The organism is Paenibacillus sp. EKM212P, assembly GCF_011066115.1.
GTDB classification, from domain to species: domain Bacteria; phylum Bacillota; class Bacilli; order Paenibacillales; family Paenibacillaceae; genus Paenibacillus; species Paenibacillus polymyxa_B.
In genome coordinates this window covers 675,339-693,004 of the sequence record NZ_JAAMNR010000001.1, presented here as the reverse complement: position 1 = coordinate 693,004, position 17,666 = coordinate 675,339, and the positions used below count along the sequence as shown (strand labels likewise).

17 protein-coding genes and 3 pseudogenes are annotated in these 17,666 nt (G+C 42.0%); 18 read left to right on the top strand and 2 right to left on the bottom strand.

The genetic code is table 11. The annotated features are described in order from the left end of the window. Positions 1–191 precede the first annotated feature (191 nt). The 13 genes and pseudogenes from G9G54_RS03270 (at position 192) to G9G54_RS03220 (ending at position 10,195) form a co-directional block, all read left to right on the top strand. Positions 192–1,523 carry a helix-turn-helix transcriptional regulator gene (locus G9G54_RS03270; protein WP_165176723.1) on the top strand — a complete coding sequence of 444 codons (1,332 nt, stop codon included), beginning with the start codon at positions 192–194 and terminating at the stop codon, positions 1,521–1,523. Beyond that, positions 1,513–1,638 carry a hypothetical protein gene (locus G9G54_RS25960; protein WP_274597331.1) on the top strand — a complete coding sequence of 42 codons (126 nt, stop codon included), beginning with the start codon at positions 1,513–1,515 and terminating at the stop codon, positions 1,636–1,638. Before G9G54_RS03270 ends, G9G54_RS25960 begins: the two co-directional genes overlap by 11 nt. A gap of 435 nt (positions 1,639–2,073) precedes the next feature. Continuing rightward, the gene (locus G9G54_RS03265) at positions 2,074–2,643 is read left to right on the top strand and encodes a hypothetical protein (protein WP_165176037.1); all 570 of its coding nucleotides are present in this window, start codon (positions 2,074–2,076) and stop codon (positions 2,641–2,643) included. 36 nt (positions 2,644–2,679) lie between these two features. After that, positions 2,680–3,300: a hypothetical protein gene (locus G9G54_RS03260; RefSeq protein WP_165176035.1), complete on the top strand. Its 621-nt coding sequence runs from the start codon at positions 2,680–2,682 to the stop codon at positions 3,298–3,300. 126 nt (positions 3,301–3,426) lie between these two features. After that, positions 3,427–3,596 (top strand): annotated as a pseudogene (locus tag G9G54_RS25360) (IS3 family transposase); the annotation flags it as partial. Beyond that, positions 3,551–3,913 carry a hypothetical protein gene (locus tag G9G54_RS03255; RefSeq protein WP_238807783.1) on the top strand — a complete coding sequence of 121 codons (363 nt, stop codon included), beginning with the start codon at positions 3,551–3,553 and terminating at the stop codon, positions 3,911–3,913. The pseudogene G9G54_RS25360 and the gene G9G54_RS03255, both read left to right, overlap by 46 nt. A gap of 260 nt (positions 3,914–4,173) precedes the next feature. Then, on the top strand, positions 4,174–4,719 hold the full coding sequence (locus G9G54_RS03250; protein WP_165176033.1) for an RNA 2'-phosphotransferase: 546 nt from the start codon (positions 4,174–4,176) through the stop codon (positions 4,717–4,719). A gap of 183 nt (positions 4,720–4,902) precedes the next feature. Continuing rightward, positions 4,903–6,245, top strand: a pseudogene (locus G9G54_RS03245) (WXG100 family type VII secretion target). Next, the gene (locus tag G9G54_RS03240) at positions 6,245–6,733 is read left to right on the top strand and encodes a hypothetical protein (RefSeq protein ID WP_165176031.1); all 489 of its coding nucleotides are present in this window, start codon (positions 6,245–6,247) and stop codon (positions 6,731–6,733) included. Before G9G54_RS03245 ends, G9G54_RS03240 begins: the two are co-directional and overlap by 1 nt. Positions 6,734–7,325: 592 nt before the next feature. Continuing rightward, the gene (locus G9G54_RS03235) at positions 7,326–8,231 is read left to right on the top strand and encodes a hypothetical protein (protein WP_238807683.1); all 906 of its coding nucleotides are present in this window, start codon (positions 7,326–7,328) and stop codon (positions 8,229–8,231) included. Positions 8,232–8,331: 100 nt separating this feature from the next. Beyond that, positions 8,332–8,577 carry a hypothetical protein gene (locus tag G9G54_RS03230; RefSeq protein WP_165175373.1) on the top strand — a complete coding sequence of 82 codons (246 nt, stop codon included), beginning with the start codon at positions 8,332–8,334 and terminating at the stop codon, positions 8,575–8,577. A gap of 574 nt (positions 8,578–9,151) precedes the next feature. Beyond that, positions 9,152–9,699 (top strand): annotated as a pseudogene (locus G9G54_RS03225) (RNA 2'-phosphotransferase). Between the two features lie 193 nt (positions 9,700–9,892). Beyond that, positions 9,893–10,195: a YunC family protein gene (locus G9G54_RS03220; RefSeq protein ID WP_061831876.1), complete on the top strand. Its 303-nt coding sequence runs from the start codon at positions 9,893–9,895 to the stop codon at positions 10,193–10,195. A gap of 151 nt (positions 10,196–10,346) precedes the next feature. On the opposite strand, the gene mtnA is transcribed toward G9G54_RS03220, so the two are convergent. Both mtnA and mtnK read right to left on the bottom strand, forming a co-directional pair. Beyond that, a complete protein-coding gene (gene mtnA, locus G9G54_RS03215; protein WP_165176029.1) occupies positions 10,347–11,456 on the bottom strand; it encodes an S-methyl-5-thioribose-1-phosphate isomerase in 1,110 nt (369 codons plus the stop codon). 5 nt (positions 11,457–11,461) lie between these two features. After that, positions 11,462–12,685, bottom strand: coding sequence for an S-methyl-5-thioribose kinase (mtnK, locus tag G9G54_RS03210; RefSeq protein ID WP_165176027.1), 1,224 nt, complete (start codon positions 12,683–12,685; stop codon positions 11,462–11,464). Between the two features lie 313 nt (positions 12,686–12,998). On the opposite strand from mtnK, the gene G9G54_RS03205 reads away from it, so the two are divergent. The 5 genes from G9G54_RS03205 (at position 12,999) to sufU (ending at position 17,665) form a co-directional block, all read left to right on the top strand. Next, positions 12,999–13,469, top strand: coding sequence for a Dps family protein (locus G9G54_RS03205; RefSeq protein WP_165176721.1), 471 nt, complete (start codon positions 12,999–13,001; stop codon positions 13,467–13,469). A gap of 453 nt (positions 13,470–13,922) precedes the next feature. Next, the gene (gene sufC, locus G9G54_RS03200) at positions 13,923–14,705 is read left to right on the top strand and encodes a Fe-S cluster assembly ATPase SufC (RefSeq protein WP_013309552.1); all 783 of its coding nucleotides are present in this window, start codon (positions 13,923–13,925) and stop codon (positions 14,703–14,705) included. Between the two features lie 23 nt (positions 14,706–14,728). Next, a complete protein-coding gene (gene sufD, locus G9G54_RS03195) occupies positions 14,729–16,033 on the top strand; it encodes a Fe-S cluster assembly protein SufD (protein ID WP_165176025.1) in 1,305 nt (434 codons plus the stop codon). Continuing rightward, positions 16,030–17,253, top strand: a complete 1,224-nt coding sequence (locus G9G54_RS03190) for a cysteine desulfurase (protein ID WP_165176023.1) — start codon at positions 16,030–16,032, stop codon at positions 17,251–17,253. The genes sufD and G9G54_RS03190 overlap by 4 nt, the downstream gene beginning before the upstream one ends. After that, positions 17,243–17,665, top strand: a complete 423-nt coding sequence (gene sufU / locus G9G54_RS03185; protein WP_013309555.1) for a Fe-S cluster assembly sulfur transfer protein SufU — start codon at positions 17,243–17,245, stop codon at positions 17,663–17,665. The genes G9G54_RS03190 and sufU overlap by 11 nt, the downstream gene beginning before the upstream one ends. The last annotated feature ends 1 nt before the right edge of the window (position 17,666 follow it).

The following is a 17,666-nucleotide window of genomic DNA, read 5'->3' as shown; positions in this document are numbered from 1 at the left end:
ATCTTAAGTAAGGTTCTGAAAGGTATATGATATTGTGCCAAAAGATGGTACAATGAATTGCGGAAAGGCTATACAATCATTGGATTGCAATAGTCCTTTTTTAATGAGCTGATATCCTAATAAGTTCCTGATAAGGGGTGGTTACTTTGTACAACACAACAACCACGATACTCACAGAGATAGCAAAACATATGAGAGATAATGATTTAATCCTAAGTGATTTAGCTAGAGCAGCGGAAATGAATCCGGGCACCATGAGCAGTATTATTAATGGGAACCGTACTCTTTCAGTGGATCAGCTAGACCGAATTACAATAGCAATGGGGCATCCTGTTGGCTATTACTACGAACGGTATGTGTCTGAGTATTTAACAGAGGCTAATCCGAATTGGCGTCGAATGAGTCCTTTTATACATAATTGTGCGAAATTAAACAAACTGGACTGCATTCATGATGTGGTCAATCTTTTGATGGATAAGTTGGGCTATTCAGAATCCTTATTTGAGCTTGCTGAAGAATTATTTCATGAAAAGATGTACCAAGCGGCAGCCATACTTTATGAAAATGTAGCTTTAAGTGAGAAAAAACAATACTCAGAACGCCTCGCTATGTGTCAGTACCGCTTGTTCCATACGAGGCAAGGAGACAATCAAGAGAAAAATTATGAGGCGGCAGTTCAATTTGAAATATATGTTGAACGACTAGATGAGATAGATCAGTTAGAAGCGTTAAAAGATTTGGCGAATACATACCGTTCGTTACGTAAATGGGACAAAGTAGAACTGTTCGCTAAAGCTTTGGGAGACAAAGCTAAAATTCAATACAAAATGGAACAACAGCGGCATCATGTGAAAAAAGAAAATTCAAAGAAACCAAGTTTTCCTCTGTTTGCTTATTGGGCATTCTCGCATTTACTTCGTACACAAGCTTGTGCCGAAAGAAAGGATTATGAACGCGCGTTTCATCATATTAAAAAATATACTGATTTGAGCTGGATTAGAGATACAGATGAAGAAACTTCAAAATGGAAAATTAAGTATGAAGACTGGGCGGTAGTAAACACGTACGTAAATAAGCTTCTTTCTGGCGATAAGAGCGTTCTTCCCAATTACGTAGCTTATATTTCTTCGAGAAAAGACGAGGTTCTTCCTGCACTTGATAATATCCTTGAGGCGGCTAACCGATACCATTTTGATGTAGATGATATTTTAAAGCAATTCGAGGTGAATATTTCATCATATCTGGAGGAACAGAAGGTCGAGAGCTTTTATACTCAACGCTTTATAACAGAACGCTTCATGCATTTTTCAAAGGAAATAGCAATTTACTATTTGACCAAAGGAAGATTTTCTGATGGCTTTCAATTTTTATTAAACTGTTTGGAAAAATCTTCATCCTCCAATAATAAATCGTATATAATTAAATGTATGAGGCTGTATGAGTCTTATCAGGAGTATGCATCACCTAAGACGAAGACAGCCTACAGAAATTTAATGAATGAGGTGGATAAGGATGAAGCGTAAAATATTTCTGACCTTTTTAGCAAGCAGCTTTATTTTAATAGCGATGGTGACTGTGCCCTTGTATTTTCATGATCAAGAGCCCAGCTATCATATTACATTTCATGGCGAAATGTAATCATTTCGTTAGAAATAAGATGATATATTTAGTGAAAGGGCAAGATGGAATGATCCGTCGGGTCCTTTTTTTATATCGCCTGTTTTATTGTACATAAACTATAAGGCTGCTGCAGTACATAGAGTAAGTGAGACTAAATGGAATTTTCAAGCTATTAAAAGACATGCAACATTACATTTCAAGTAGGAATAAAGGACCAAATTCATGTCGAATTATGGAATATATTGTTTTTAATGTAGAAAAGAAGAAAAATAATCGGTATATTGATAGAGGAGGGATATCCCAGTAAAAAAGAGGAGTGGTTGAGAACAAAAACGGGGCTAATGAGAGCGTTTGGAACATAAAGGGTATCAAATATGGACAACAACTATGTAAATCTTCTATTTCATCAGGATTGATAATAGGTTTCCAAATTTCCTAAAAGGGGTGCTAACCTTGAAGAAACTATTGGCTTCCAAGAAAAAACTTTTTTCTATGGTCGGAATATTATCTATTGCCGTGATTTCTATTAGTTCCACTTCTTTTGCAACTAGCTTTACCGGAGGAAGAAGCTCAGCCAATTTTAATGCATATTATGATTCCTCTGTTTCTACGAACGGCTATACCAGTGCCTATGATACCGCGCGTTCTGATTGGAATGCTGCGTCTGGATCAGTAAACATTGGTAAAACGACATCGACGAGTGGGAATCCAGACAGATATTATGTCGGTTCTACAGCTACTTCTGGTTTATTGGGATTGACAACTCCGTATAACACATCTGGTGGTGTGGCAGGTGTAAGCGATAGATGGGCATATGCCACGGTGGTGATTTATCATAATCAGATGCAGGCTTACGGTATGAATTCCGTACAAAAAACCTCCAACGCAACTCACGAGATCGGCCATACGTTATCTCAAGCGCATCCATCAACCTCTAGTAGTTCTGTTATGAAACAAGGTATTCAGTCTATCGGTGTTCAACCCTATGACAAGCAATCATTAATTGCTAAGTGGGGAAACTAATTAGCGTAATAACTAATTTAGGAAAGGGGTACTGTTATGACTTTGAATAAAAAAATAAAGTTGGGCATTTCTGTATTAGCGATAGGAGGATTAATTGCTTCAGGGAGTATTTTTTTTACATCTATGAACGCTTCTTCAAAATTTTCAGAACTGAATACTCCAAAAATCTCATTGGAAGCTTCTTATATCGATTACAAAACTGTAAGCGAATTGGACTCCAGTGCAGAGCTTATTGTGATTGGGACTCCTTTACAGGGGTTTGATGATCGACAACATATCGTTACAAGCTTTGATGATGGTACTATACAAGACTTTTATACACTTACTAATATAAAAATTGATAAAGTTATTAAATCACCCGAAGGGGTAGCATTAAACGTAGAAGAGCCTTTGTCTATCGTGGAACCGATTTCTTATATTGATGATGCCGGAGGCAAGAAAAAAATAGCTTATGAGGATTATACTGAATTGAAGCAAAATGAAAAAAGTATTATTTTTCTCAAAAAAAATACACAAGGACAGTATAGCGTAATCAATATGGACCTTGGAAAGTTTGCTATTGAACCATCATCTCAATCTCCTAGTTCTTCGGTGGAAAAACAAGACTCCAAAGAACAATTTAGAGAATCCGTATTGGAAAAATACGGTTTGGAATAAAATCAAAAAAAAGACCTGTCCTTTGAATGAAGGGACTGACCCCATAACGTGAGACAAATCAAAACACCTTCAAGAGAATCGAGCCATGTCGTAAGATATGGAGATAACCTTGGAGGTGTTTTTACGTTGGCAACGAGAGTGAGTTACCCCTTAGAAATAAAGATGAAAGCTATTGAAATGAGATTGGCAGGAGTTCCAGTAAGAGAGGTTATGGAGCAATTGGGATACGGAATAAGACACAGCTAAAAACATGGATGAGGTGGTATCGAAAAGGCGAAGTGCATCGTCTGGAGCAGCTAAAAACGAAGTGAAAAATAAGTCAAGTAAAGCGGTAATAGCTCAAGCCAAGGCTGATTGTGATAAATTAAAGAAGCAGCTCGGCGTGGCTAAGGTGGAACTAAATAAAATAGTTAAAAATTACAAAAAAGAAAGCGAACAAGCATTAAAGGATATTGCAAGTCAGAAAGCAGACCTTATAAAATTCATTAAGAATCACACAGCAGGAAAAGATAAACTTACGGAGTCTCAATTTAGCAAGCAAGTTAATGGAGATATTATGTCGATTAACGGCCCATTTACTGGCATTTTAAAAATGTTGACGGAAGCTGAATAATGGTGAGTAAAGGCAGCAGGTATCACCTGTTGTCTTTTTAATTTAGGCTTAGAATGGAAAGGTATTGTTGAAGTGTTATTCATTTAATGCGCGGACAAGTGTTCAATATTGAAGGCTTATAACAGATATAGTCTAAGAGGCTTTTAATTGGAGCTATATTTTTCCTTATCGGGGGATTGGTGCTTTACTTCACAAGACGCTATGAATCATCAGATTGGTTACTATAGATAAAACAAATATTTCATTACAAGGAGTATATGATGTTATCACCAAAACAAGAAGAGAGCCTTAGTAAATTTATGAGTAAAATTCTTAGGCATACACCAGAACAGTTTGGAATTAAGTTGGATCATGAAGGTTATTGCCACGTGCAAGACTTAATTTCAGCAATTAAATCAGAGAATAGATGGTCGGATATAGGAGAAGAAGGAATTGATCAAGTCGTAACTAATTGTCCAAAGAAGCGATACTACATGGTAAATGGATACATACGAGCTAACTACGGGCACAGTACAGGAAGATTAGATTATAAAGAATCTACTCCACCAACTACTCTTTATCACGGAACAAATAGCAAAGTAGTTGATAAAATTATTACCGAGGGTATTAAACCCATGGGGAGAAAGTATGTTCATCTATCTGAGACACTTGAATTTGCAACATTGGCAGGTAAGAGACGTGGTGAATTAGTCATTCTTGAAATCGATACAGTAAAATCGATGGCTAATAATGTGAAGTTCTATATCGCTAACAATGGTGTTTGGCTTGCCAATTTTGTGCCCCCACAATATTTTAAAAAAATTTAACACTGATATTTTCGTTTATATTAAAAAGAGGCATTTATACAATACTTTTGACATAGTAAATCCGTTTATATCAGTCCATTTGTCACATAGTATAAAAGGAAATTTCAGGATAACAGGTGGATATCCCTAAACATCTCCTTCTGATAAGATGATTTCCATCTAAATTAAAATGGACGTGATCAATTGGGGAGAATATTGGTTCCACCTGACAAGCTAATGGAAGTGGCTGACCAGTTCTTGCATGGTAAACACGAAATGGAACGTATGTTGAATTTACTGAATGGAAGAATTGATTTTGTCCAACAAGGTTGGTCTGGTGCTACCCGAGAGAGGTTTTTTCAAGATTTTCAGGTCTCTAGACAATCCATGGGCGTGACGCTTGAACGACTTTCTACGGTTGCACAAGAACTCATTTTTATTTCAAAAAACTTCACACAGGTAGATGGAGAAAAAGTCGTACTGGATATGCCGGGGAATGGTGTGCCTGTTAAAACGGCATCAAGCGGTGAAGGTTGGTTACATAAAATCTTTGAACAGATCGGTAAAGCTGAGATCACAAAAGCCGAAGCTCAGATGGAAGCTAGTAAGCTTCAAGGGGAAATTTTGTGGGATACTGCTCAGGGAGCGAAAGGTGCTATTCAGGAAGATTTAACCTTGGGGATGCTGCCTGACAAAGACCGTGACTATGATCATCCAATGGAGCTAAAGTAGGTGAAATTCTCGGTCACGTAGCTACGACATTGCAGGGGGCTGGTGAGATAGTAGCTGGAATAGGTGGAGAAGGATTATCAGTTGCTGTTTCATCCACGGGAGTTAGTAGTATTATCGGAATACCTGGATTGATTGGCTCAGCAGCTTTAGCGGCACATGGAGGTACAACCGCAGTTAAAGGCGCAAGCGGAATAGGAAAAAGCTCAGCGGAATTGTGGCAGATGATGAAGGGAGAAGGTGGAGGTTCATCTAATTCTACTCCATCTTCGGGAGCTAAGGCAGAAAAGGCTCCACATGTAATCGAGGGAACTCACAATAATAATATAGGGAGTATAATTAAGGAAGGAAATAAGACGAAATATAAAAACCCTGCTGGCAATGAATTGACATGGGTTGATCAACATCCCAAAAATATTAACCGGGATATTGAGAACTTTATGAATAGCTCAGATGTTGGAAAGGCAACTGAAGCAAAAGTAGCTGGCTTTTTAAAAGAAGAACGGGAAGTCACTGGTTTTGGACAAAAAATTTTAAAGAAAGATGGTCAATTTGCAGATGATTTAGATGTAGTTACAAAAAATGAATTAATTGAGGTTAAGGCTTCAATCAAAGCAGTTAAAGAAGGACAACTTGAGAAAATGACAATTACGACTGATAAGCTTTATTTTAATCCAGAACAGAAGAAAGTTATACTTTATATCGATAAGCCTTTGGGCAATCTATCTCAAAGTAATATAGTAAAATTAGATAATATCAAGAAGCTAGGAGTAACTGTTGTAAATTCCTTAGAGGAATTAAGAAAGGTGGTTAAGTGATGGGAAGTTCGGCTTTTATTTTAATAGAACGAGAAAAATATACACCTGAGAAATTACTGGGAGATGCAATCGTAGCTGCCTTTCATGCAGATGCTGAATTATATTTTGACAATGATAAAAAATATAAGAACGAACAGTTTTTTTCAACAACTCTAAATATATCTTATAACCCACTGGGTGCTGAAAATAACCAGCAGTTTATATTCTATATTGACGGAATTGATAATTACGAAATTAATTATGAGCATGATGAAGATATTAGTGGATTAGATTCAAGCTTGTCCTTGTATCAAGTAGGATGTATTGAAGATGTTTATGGTGTTGAAGAGCTAATTTTTCGATTTATATATGAATATCTCAAGCTAAATCCTACTGACTATTTTTGGATTCCTGATTATGATTGGGTTTACAGTTGGGAAGATATGCAGAAGTTCAGATCTCTGTCCTATGATCCAAACTGGTGCTATAAAAATCCTAAATCAATATAATTCACAACGATTAATGAATATCTATAAGCTTGCTCCTTTAACAATAAAATGGGAGCAAGCTTTTTTCATAGTAATTTATCTGATAAAGAAGATAATTTGCATGCACCTAAGAATTAAGAGGCGGGTTTAAACAGGAGAGTCTTCAATCAGGCTACTAACTTAGCGATATGGGTAAAGTATACGGAAGGTGCGTGAATGTTATGAACTATGATACATTCTTAAAATTATGGGAAGAACAAAATAGTCTAATGAGACTATTGTTCTGTGAAAATAAAGTGTTAGACTGAAAAACAAAGCATTAGACCGTGAAAAATAAAGTTGTAGACTGGCAGCCGGCATTAGCCAATGGGAAGGATAACGCAACCATTAGATGGACTTATGGTTCTCATATGATACAATTTATCCCAGAAGTATCTTCGCGGGTTAATGAAAAGCAGCGGTGATGAACTAATAGGAGACCAACACAAAAAAGTGGTAGTTTTATGGATATGCAATAGTTTACTATAGGATCTTATTCCTCGGTTCGTCTAGCCGATTGTAACGGAGATTCATGAAGTGCCTGGAGAGATGGAAATAAAAGTGTTGCCTGACAATGGACAGAGCGGGACTGGAAGAGCGAAAGTGGAGTGGCAAAGCCCATAAGCGTAGGTCACAGCTCATAATACGAACGGAGAACTATAGCTTAACCAAGAAATTACTGGAAAGTGCGGAAGATAATTTGGATCGCAATTCGCTGAAATCGAGCGGAGATTCACTTCGTAGACAACTGGTGGCACTACGCGCCGAATGGAACTTGGTACTAAAAGGAGGGGCAGGACACATGCAAGAAGAACAGGAAATATTCGCGGGCGACGGATATAACAGGTCGTACGCAATGGCTACGGGTCTGCCGATTTTGAATCTTAGGGGTAGCATACCGCGTGAAAGTAACGGCCAACTACCGTTTCCGTGGGTGACAACGGGCATCAGGATTGATAAAGAACAGATGTTGGAAACCGTTATGAAGCAAAAGACACTCGAGTATTTGTTTAATATGCAATTCAGTAAGGAGGAAATGACCGACCGCAATTTGGTTGTAGGCTGTTATGAATACAGGAATCCAAATGACAAGGAACAAATAATGCTATATGCGCTGGTTTCGTTGAAGGAATTTCTCGCGAGATACGGCGATGAACGGGCATTGGAGATTCTGATGCGAGTTGGCTGCACATACGAGAAGATTATGGAGGAATGTGATGAAGCCATTAAAGAACACTTTGCAGTGTTGCGCCGGTCACTTCATTTAAAGAATTTGAGGGACAAATATGATGTCGTTTACGAGTGGAGTGAAGAGGAAGGGGTAAAGACGTACATAATCAGATACACCAAATCGAGTTATACGAAGATTAAAGCTAAATCATTCGAAGAGTTGACCAAACTCTATGATGAGCAACGGAAGAAGGATGCGAAGAAGACGTTCGCGACTCTGGAACCGTTAGAAGCATTTATGCAAGCCTAAGAAAACCGCCCCTTTAAAGGGCGATTATTCAACATTTCATCGAACGAAGATTCGAGGAATATCCAGCGATAGAGAGGATTCTCGACAGTCGCATCGGAAATTGCTGACCCGTACGCCAGATATGGTCGAATGGGGACTGATGGAAGACGTTGATCCAGCCGATTATTTCGGCAAAACCATAGAGGTAGAACGATTTAAGGCGATTGGAAGCCTAGCGATTCAGGGAGAAATTATCGCCTGGGCGTTTCTTACTGACGGCAGCCGATCGGCAGGACCGAAAGGGTTGTGGTTATCAACGGGGATGGCATGTTCTCGCTCCCCAGTGGCAAGCCGCTGCAGAGTATAAGTGGCAAGTCCTTCGAGGCGTGGCAGCGCGACTGCTGGATCGGTACGGCGGATGACAAGAACCTCATCTTATATCAAATAAACTTTATCAAAACAGCCAGTCTTATCGCATGAAATAATTTTGCACCACTTGTTACGCTAACAGAGAACGTTAGTTCAATAAACCAGCGGCAGTCTAGGACTTTATTTTCAGGTCCTTGACTGCCGCTAGTTTTATATTTGGGTCAGTCTAAAACTTATTATTCCAAGTCTGACGATTTAGCAATTCAGAATCAGCTTAGGACCAACAAATCCAGTCTAAATCTTTATTTTCATCGGACAACTATTAGAGAGGAGGGATTTAAGAATCAGAAATTTTTTATCATGGATTTGATAAGAGGTATTTTCGGTTATTTTCATTGTGGGCTGGGACTTGCAAAAATATTGGAGGCTTATAACAGATACAGTCTAAGAGGTTTTTTTAATTGGAGCTACATCTTTCCTTATCGGAGGTTTGGGGCTTTACTTCACAAGGCGCTATGAATCATCGGATAGGTTATTATAGATAGACAAATATTTTATTAAAGGAGTATACAATATTAACACCAAAACAAGAAGAGAGCCTCAGTAAGTTTATGAGTAAGATTCTGAGATATACACCAGAACAGTTTGGTTTGAGCTAGACCATGAGGGTTATTGTTACATTCAAGACCTGATTCAAGGGATAAGATCAGAGAATAGATGGGCCGATGTTAGTGAGTTGGGTATCAAGCAAGTAGTAAACTATTGTTCAAAGCAAAGATATGAGATTGTTAATGGGTACATAAGAGCTAATTATGGTCACAGTACAGACAGGTTAGATTATAAGGAGGCTACTCCACCAACCATTCTCTATCATGGTACAAACACAAAGGTAATCCATAATATTTTCAATGAAGGAATTAAGCCAATGGGTAGAAAGTATGTACATCTGTCGGAATCCCTTGAGTTTGCAATTTTAGCAGGCAAAAGACGTGGGGAACTAGTGATCCTCGAAGTAGACACAGAAAAGGCATTAGCCAATCAAGTAAAGTTTTATAAAGCCAATCATGGTGTTTGGCTTGCCGACCTTATATCCCCACAGTACTTAAAGAAGCTTGAATAAAGTGTAAACCTAGAACATTAACGATGATAAAGGGACTAGATGGAATGATTCGTCTAGTCTTTTTGATATAGCATGTTTTGCTATACATAAATAATCCTCCTATATTTTGAACGTATCCACGAGCGTCCACACTTACCCGCAAATGCCGCATAAAATATCCCGGGTAAACAAAGAGGAGGTGCATGTAATAACCATGATACACATGGAACCCGTACAAGTGGGTGAGCATACATTTATCGGAGTCGAGGTCAAACTGCCTAAAACAACGCTGCTGACTATCTCCAACTCCCGTGGTTACATCATGTGTGGTGCACTGGATGTTGGACTGCTCAATGAGCGGCTGGCGGATCGGAAAATTCTTGCCGCACGAGCTGTGGGGGTAAAAACGCTGAAAGAATTGTTGGAAGCGCCGATGGAATCGGTGACGACAGAAGCGGAGCAGCTGGGGATTAAGCCGGGGATGCCAGGCTACGAAGCATTATTGAAACTGGTGTAATGAAGCCTATGTGCACATGTTGTATAAAAGTAGAGGAACAAGAAACGAAAAAAACCGGACTTTTTGGCTCCGGTTTTTTTCTATAAAAAGTTTTATTCTATCGAGTAGAATCATTTGACTTATATACGAACTATATAACCTGCAAGAACAATTATTCGGCAAACAAATTGGTCAGACTCTCGCTAAAGGGTGCTTGTACAATTCCTTTTTCGGTAATGATGGCGGTAATGTACTCATGAGGTGTAACATCGAAAGCTGGGTTGTAGACTTTGATGCCCTGCGGGGCGGTCCTTTTACCAAAGCTTTCAGTAACTTCCTCCGCAGAACGCTCCTCGATCGGAATATCTGCGCCTGTTGCGGTCTGCAAATCAATGGTAGATAGTGGGGAAGCGACATAAAAAGGAATGCCATGCGCCTTCGCTAGCACAGCTAGACTGTAGGTGCCGATTTTGTTGGCCACATCGCCATTAGCAGCGACTCTATCTGTGCCGACAATAACGGCCTGTACCCATCCTTTGGACATCACCATGCCCGCCATATTGTCACAGAGCAGGGTGACATCAATGCCTGCCTGCTGAAGCTCGAAAGCGGTCAGGCGCGCACCTTGCAGCACGGGGCGGGTTTCGTCGGCAAATACTTTGAGGTGGATGCCATTCTCTTGCGCTAGGTACATCGGCGCGAGCGCTGTTCCGTATTTGGCTGTCGCCAATCCGCCTGCATTGCAGTGAGTGAGTACGCCCATCCCGTCCTCGAACAGAGGTAAAGCATGGATGCCGATCTGGCGACATACTTCTTCATCCTCTGCCTGAATGGCTATGGCTTCACGCTCCAGCCCGGCATTCCAGTCTTCGACCTGGCCTCCGGCAGCTTCAACGATGAGTTCCCCGGCCCGCTTCTTCATGCGGTCCAGAGCCCAGAAGAGGTTCACGGCTGTCGGCCGTGAAGTAGCCAAATGTTCGCACACGGCATGTACATGCTCCAGCCACCCAGCAACGTCGGTGCCGTCGTAGGCGGTAGCTCCTAGCACAACGCCGTAGGCCGCAGCCATCCCGATGGCAGGCGCACCGCGTACCTTCATGGCATGGATGCCGTCCCATACTTCCTCGGCCGTGAATAAATCCAGCATGACAATCGTTTCGGGCAGCAAACGTTGATCCAACATGGACAAGCAGTTGCCTTTCCACACCAGCGAAGATAGAGCCTGCCTGTACACTGCAGCTTTCCCGGAGGTTACGGGTGCCGGATCTTTTTTTTCACTCATATTCATTAAGCTCCTTTAGTTTGGGCAGCTGTTGCTGTCCGAACAATGTCTCCCAGTTCCCGAATCGAATGAAGCTCGCGATTGCGAAGAACCAAGGATTTACCGATAGATAACGCCAGACGTTCCGCAGCTTCCTTGATAGCAGGATCGGCAATGGTGTCGATATCTGCCACATGCGACAGGCTGATGATACGGCGAATCACTTTGCACCCTGCAAAACCAATCGTATCTTGCAGTACTTTCTGGAGATACAAGTCCTGATATCCCGCTGTACGTGCCATATGATCGGTGACATGCTCGTCCCACAGTTTACGGAACCTACCCTCAAACTGCTCCCATACCTGAATGGCAGTCTCCAGAAGCCAGTCACGTCTTTCCTTTAGAGCTTTCTCGCCAGAGGTCCATCCGGGCTGAGCTGCGTAGTTCAACAGCAGATTGGCGATCACCGCTCCGATGTCAAAGCCCATGGGGCCGTAGTAGGCAAATTCAGGATCAATGACTTTAGTCGATTCGGTCGTTACGAAAATGCTGCCAGTATGAAGGTCACCGTGCAGAAGCGCTTCGGTTCGTGTCAAAAACTTTTCTCGCAGCAAAGCCACTTCCAAGTGAAGCACTTGATCTGTACGTAGCGCCTCTGCTTCGTCTTCGATGTAGGCACCATAGTTGTTATTATCTGAGAACCGATACGGTTCATCCAGAATCAGATCTTCAGTTATTTTGCAGAGATCTGGGTTGATAAAGCGTTTAACCAGATCTTTTTTGTCCTGCTGATTCATGCCCAAATCTGAGGTGAAGAAGAGCGTGCGTGCCAGAAACTCCCCAATATGATTAGCGAAATATGGATAGGTGTTTCCTTCTATTAGTCCCTTGCGCATGATGGTGTGTGAGCTAAGATCCTCCATCACGGTCAACGCAAGCTCATCGTCATACGCCAGTACCGCAGGAACCAATTCGGGGCAAATATGGTGTTCCTGCTGAAGTGCCTCGCGTTCAATACGGGCACGATCCAGTGAAAGCGGCCAGGATTCACCCACAATTTTTACATAGGGAAGTGCCTGCTTGGCAATGATACTCTTGTTAGATTTAGAATCCGTAATGTGAAAAACCAGATTTAGGTTACCATCACCGATTTCTCGGCATTCCAGACGGGCATCCTGACTAAAAAATCCGGGGATGTTCTTCACGAATTCGATTGCTTCTTCGGTCGTTAAAGGATGATATTGGGACAACGAAGTCACCTCCATAAATTGTGCGCATGTAAATAGTTAAAAAATATCACAAGATTAAACCAAGTATTTTGATAGGATAGAGAAAGTATAACGAAAAACATTGAAGTTTTGTACATTTTTTTTATGGGGATTGAAAGAGGAAGAAAGGAGTACTCTTCTTTTTGTTTCGACTCCGTATAGTAAGGGTAAATATGAAACAGACGTCCGGCAGGTGATATTAGGATGCCCGCTGGCGTCTTACCGTCAGTAATGACGGTGATGGATACGTAAACGTTCCTGAAAATCAATTTGATGAAAAAGGAAGGGATTTATGATGGCTAAAACAACAAGTAACTCGAAAAATACGCAAACAAAGTCGGTGGAGGAACTTTTAAACCGTCAAGTCGCTAACCTCAATGTGTTATATGTAAAAATTCATAACTATCACTGGTATGTGAAAGGCTCCAGTTTTTACACACTCCATGTTAAATTTGAAGAGTTATATAATGAAGTGACATTGAAAATGGACGAGATCGCCGAGCGCCTGCTTGCGTTGAAAGGTTCTCCTTCCGCAACGTTGAAGGAATATCTGGAGCTGTCCTCGATTCACGAGGCAAATGGCAATGAAGATGCTCCGAAAATGGTGCAAACCCTGATCGAGGATTTTGCGACTATATGCGAGGAGTTTCAGGAAGGTATTGAACTGGCAGAAAGCAATTCCGACCAGCCTACTGCAGATTTGCTGATCGGTTATAAAGCGGATCTGGAGAAACATATGTGGATGCTTCGCTCTTATCTGGGCTAACTCAGCAGGATTTCGCTAATCGCCCAATGCTTAGTTCTGGGAATTTGATTCCACATCCATAGAGATCGATTTGCGTTCTGAAAATAAACCCTTTACATGTAAAACGCTACTGACGTCATGCTGTCAGTAGCGTTTTTATGGCTAAAAAGAGATCATTCACCTCATGTTTTTAGTACAAATTTATAGTAATATGGCCATTCGTAGGATATATTTTGCCATTTGTGTGCTTGGTAGGGTGAACATTTTATGAAGAAAGTTGGATAACGTGTGTCTGTTGGTTGCACCCTCCAAGATATTTATTATAAAATAACTTGAGAATCATTGAGAATCAGTTTAGAATGATTATAAATAAATTTTTAAATATTATGTTTGCTTGAAATCAGGGGGCTCCCCTGTTTAAATATACTTTCTGATTTCGACACCACACTACAATTTTTGGAGGGTATTGCGAATATGGCTACAAACTTTAAGATTGAAGGTCTCAAAGCGACCATTGAAGGCAAGGAAATTTTGAAAGGTATTAACCTCGAAATGAAGGGCGGAGAAATCCATGCCATCATGGGTCCTAACGGAACGGGTAAAAGTACATTGGCGTCTGCTTTGATGGGTCATCCTAAATATGAAGTCACAGATGGCAAAGTAACTTTGGATGGAGAAGACGTGCTGGACATGGAAGTGGATGAGCGTGCACGTGCGGGATTGTTCCTGGCCATGCAGTATCCGAGTGAAATTGCAGGGGTAACGAACTCCGACTTTTTGCGTAGTGCAATCAACGCACGTCGTGAAGAAGGACAAGAGATTTCCCTGATCAAGTTTATCCGTCAAATGGAAAGCAAAATGAAGGAGCTTGAAATGAACCCAGAGTTTGCTCACCGTTACCTGAACGAAGGCTTCTCTGGTGGTGAGAAAAAACGGAATGAAATTTTGCAAATGATGATGATTGATCCGAAAATTGTCATTCTTGATGAAATCGACTCCGGTCTGGATATCGATGCTTTGAGAATCGTGGCTAGCGGTGTCAACGCTATGCGTTCCGAGGAGCGTGGCTTCCTTATCATTACTCACTATCAACGTCTGTTAAACTACGTTAAACCAGATTATGTACATGTGATGATGCAAGGACGTATCGTTAAATCCGGTGGTCCTGAGCTTGCTGAGCGTCTGGAAGCAGACGGTTACGACTGGATCAAGGAAGAGCTTGGTATCGTTGATGAAACTGTAGGACAAGAGGCGTAAGCCGGAAGCGAGGAGGAAAACTAATGACTACACAAACAATCCTTCCGGTAGATTCCGAGCAACTGCGTGTTCTGTCCGAACGTAACGGCGAACCATCTTGGCTGGCCGAAGACAGACAAAAAGCACTTGAGCTTGCAGGCAAACTGGAGCTTCCGGTATTTGAAAAAACAAAAATCGAACGTTGGAAATTAAACGATTACGGTCAACATAAACAGAGCGAGGTCATTGCATCGATAGGGCAGGTTCCTGCAGCCATTGCTGATCTGGTCAAAGAGCAACAGGAGGGCGGTCTGATTATTCAGCGCAACTCCGGCGCGGTATATGTGAAGCTGAGCGAGGAATTGGCGGCGCAAGGCGTCATTTTCACGGATTTACAAACAGCGGTTAAAGAGCATGCTGATTTGGTTAAAGCTCATCTGAACACAGTTATTAAGGCTGAAGAAAATTCATTGTCTGCATTGCATGCAGCACTCTGGAACGGTGGAGTATTTGCTTATGTGCCTAAAAATGTAGAGTTGAACGTTCCGCTTCAAGCTGTATTCCTGACGGACGATGCGACTGCAACATTTGCACCGCATGTGCTGCTCATTGTTGAAAGCCACAGTTCCGTGACGTACGTAGACAACTATGTATCTGCGGATTTGGCGGCACCTGTTCTTCATAACGGTGCGGTAGAAGTTGTTGCAAATGCAGGAGCTAAAGTACGTTATGCGACAGTCCATCAGTTTGGAGAGCAAGTAACGGATATTTCGATTCGTCGTGCCACGTTGGGAAATGACGCAGCTATCGAATGGATTGTGGGCGAAATGAACAATGGTAATACAGCAAGCAATACCATGTCTGTGCTCAAAGGTAATGGCTCCAATTCGGATGCCAAGATCATTGCTGTAGGTTCTGGCTCACAAAAGCTGAACTATACGACACAAGCACAGCATTTTGGTAAAAATTCCGCCAGTCAGATGATTACGCGCGCAGTAATGCGTGAAGAAGCGTCTTCCATCATTAACGGAATTACAAAAATTGAAAAAGGTGCTACCAAAGCAGACGGTCAGCAAACGGAACGTGTTCTGATGCTCAGCCCGAAAGCGCGTGGTGACGCTAACCCGATCCTGCTGATTGATGAAGATGATGTAACGGCAGGTCACGCAGCATCGGTTGGTCAGGTAAACCGTGAACAAGTGTATTACTTGATGTCCCGCGGGATTAGCCGTGCAGAAGCTGAACGTCTGATTATTTATGGCTTCTTGGCACCTGTCGTATCTGAAATTCCGCTTGAAGGACTTCAACATCAGCTGCAGAGCCTTGTTGAAAGGAAGTTAGGCCAATGAATACTGCATTGATCCGTGAACAATTCCCGATTTTACATCAGGAGATTAACGGTCATCCGCTGGTTTATTTGGATAATGCGGCCACTTCGCAAAAACCGCTAGCGGTCATCGAGGCGATCAAGCACTACTACGAATATGATAATTCAAATGTTCACCGTGGTGTGCATACCTTGGGTAGCCGCGCAACGGATGCTTATGAAGGTGCGCGGGAGAAGGTAGCCCGCTTTCTGAATGCAAAGCGCAGTCAGGAAATTATTTTTACAAGAGGAACAACAACGGCGCTGAATCTGGTCGCTTCTTCCTATGGCAGGGCTAATTGCCAGGCAGGTGATGAAATTGTCATCACACAAATGGAGCATCACAGTAATCTGATTCCGTGGCAACAGGTAGCCAAAGCCACAGGCGCGACTTTGAAATATATTCCACTTCAAGAGGATGGTAGCGTTGATCTTGCTGATGTGGAGAATACCATTACAGAAAACACGAAAATTGTAGCGATTGCGCATGTCTCCAATGTGCTTGGTGTTGTGAACCCTGTCAAAGAGATTGCAGCTATTGCCCATCGCAAAGGCGCAGTCATCGTTATAGACGGTGCACAAAGCACACCACATATGAAAGTAGACGTGCAAGACATCGATGCTGACTTTTATGCCTTTTCGGGTCACAAAATGTGTGCTCCTACTGGGATCGGAGCACTGTACGGCAAGAAGGCGCTGCTGGAGGATATGGAGCCCATTGAGTTCGGCGGGGAAATGATCGACGATGTGGGATTGTATGAATCCACATGGAAGGAGCTGCCTTGGAAATTCGAAGGTGGAACTCCGATTATCGCCGGAGCTGTTGGCTTGGGAGCTGCCATTGATTTTCTGGAAAGCATCGGACTGGACGCCATTGCGCAGCATGAAAGCCGTCTGTCCAACTATGCCCTCAAACGTCTCCGTGAAGTGGAGGGGTTGACGATTTACGGACCTGCAGAACGTCATGTCGGGCTCGTAACCTTTAACCTGGATGATGTGCATCCGCATGATGTAGCTACTGTACTGGATAGCAAAGGGGTAGCTATACGTGCGGGGCATCATTGCTGCCAGCCGTTAATGCGCTGGCTGAAAGCCAGTGCAACTGCACGTGCTAGCTTTTATCTCTATAACACGGAAGAAGAAGTCGACGCTCTGGTCAGCGCCTTAATCCAAACAAAGGAGTATTTTGGCGATGCAACTTGATGACTTGTACCGACGCGTGATTATGGATCATTATAAAAATCCGCGCAATCGCGGACGTTTTGAGGACGATGCCGTTACGGTGGATTTGAATAATCCTACATGTGGTGACCGGATTTCTCTTCAACTCAAAACGAAAGACGGCGTGGTCGAAGATGCCCGTTTTACTGGCGAAGGCTGCTCGATTAGTATGTCCTCAGCTTCGATGATGACAGAAGCGGTCAAAGGAAAAACGATTGATCAGGCACTGGATATGGCGAGCCGCTTCTCTTCTTTAATGAAGGGAGAAGCCGTCGAATTCGATGATTATGAAGAATTGGAAGCTTTGTCAGGCGTAAATAAGTTCCCGGCCCGCATCAAATGTGCAACACTGGCTTGGAACGCGCTGCGCAAAGGGATTGATGAAGATAAATAAT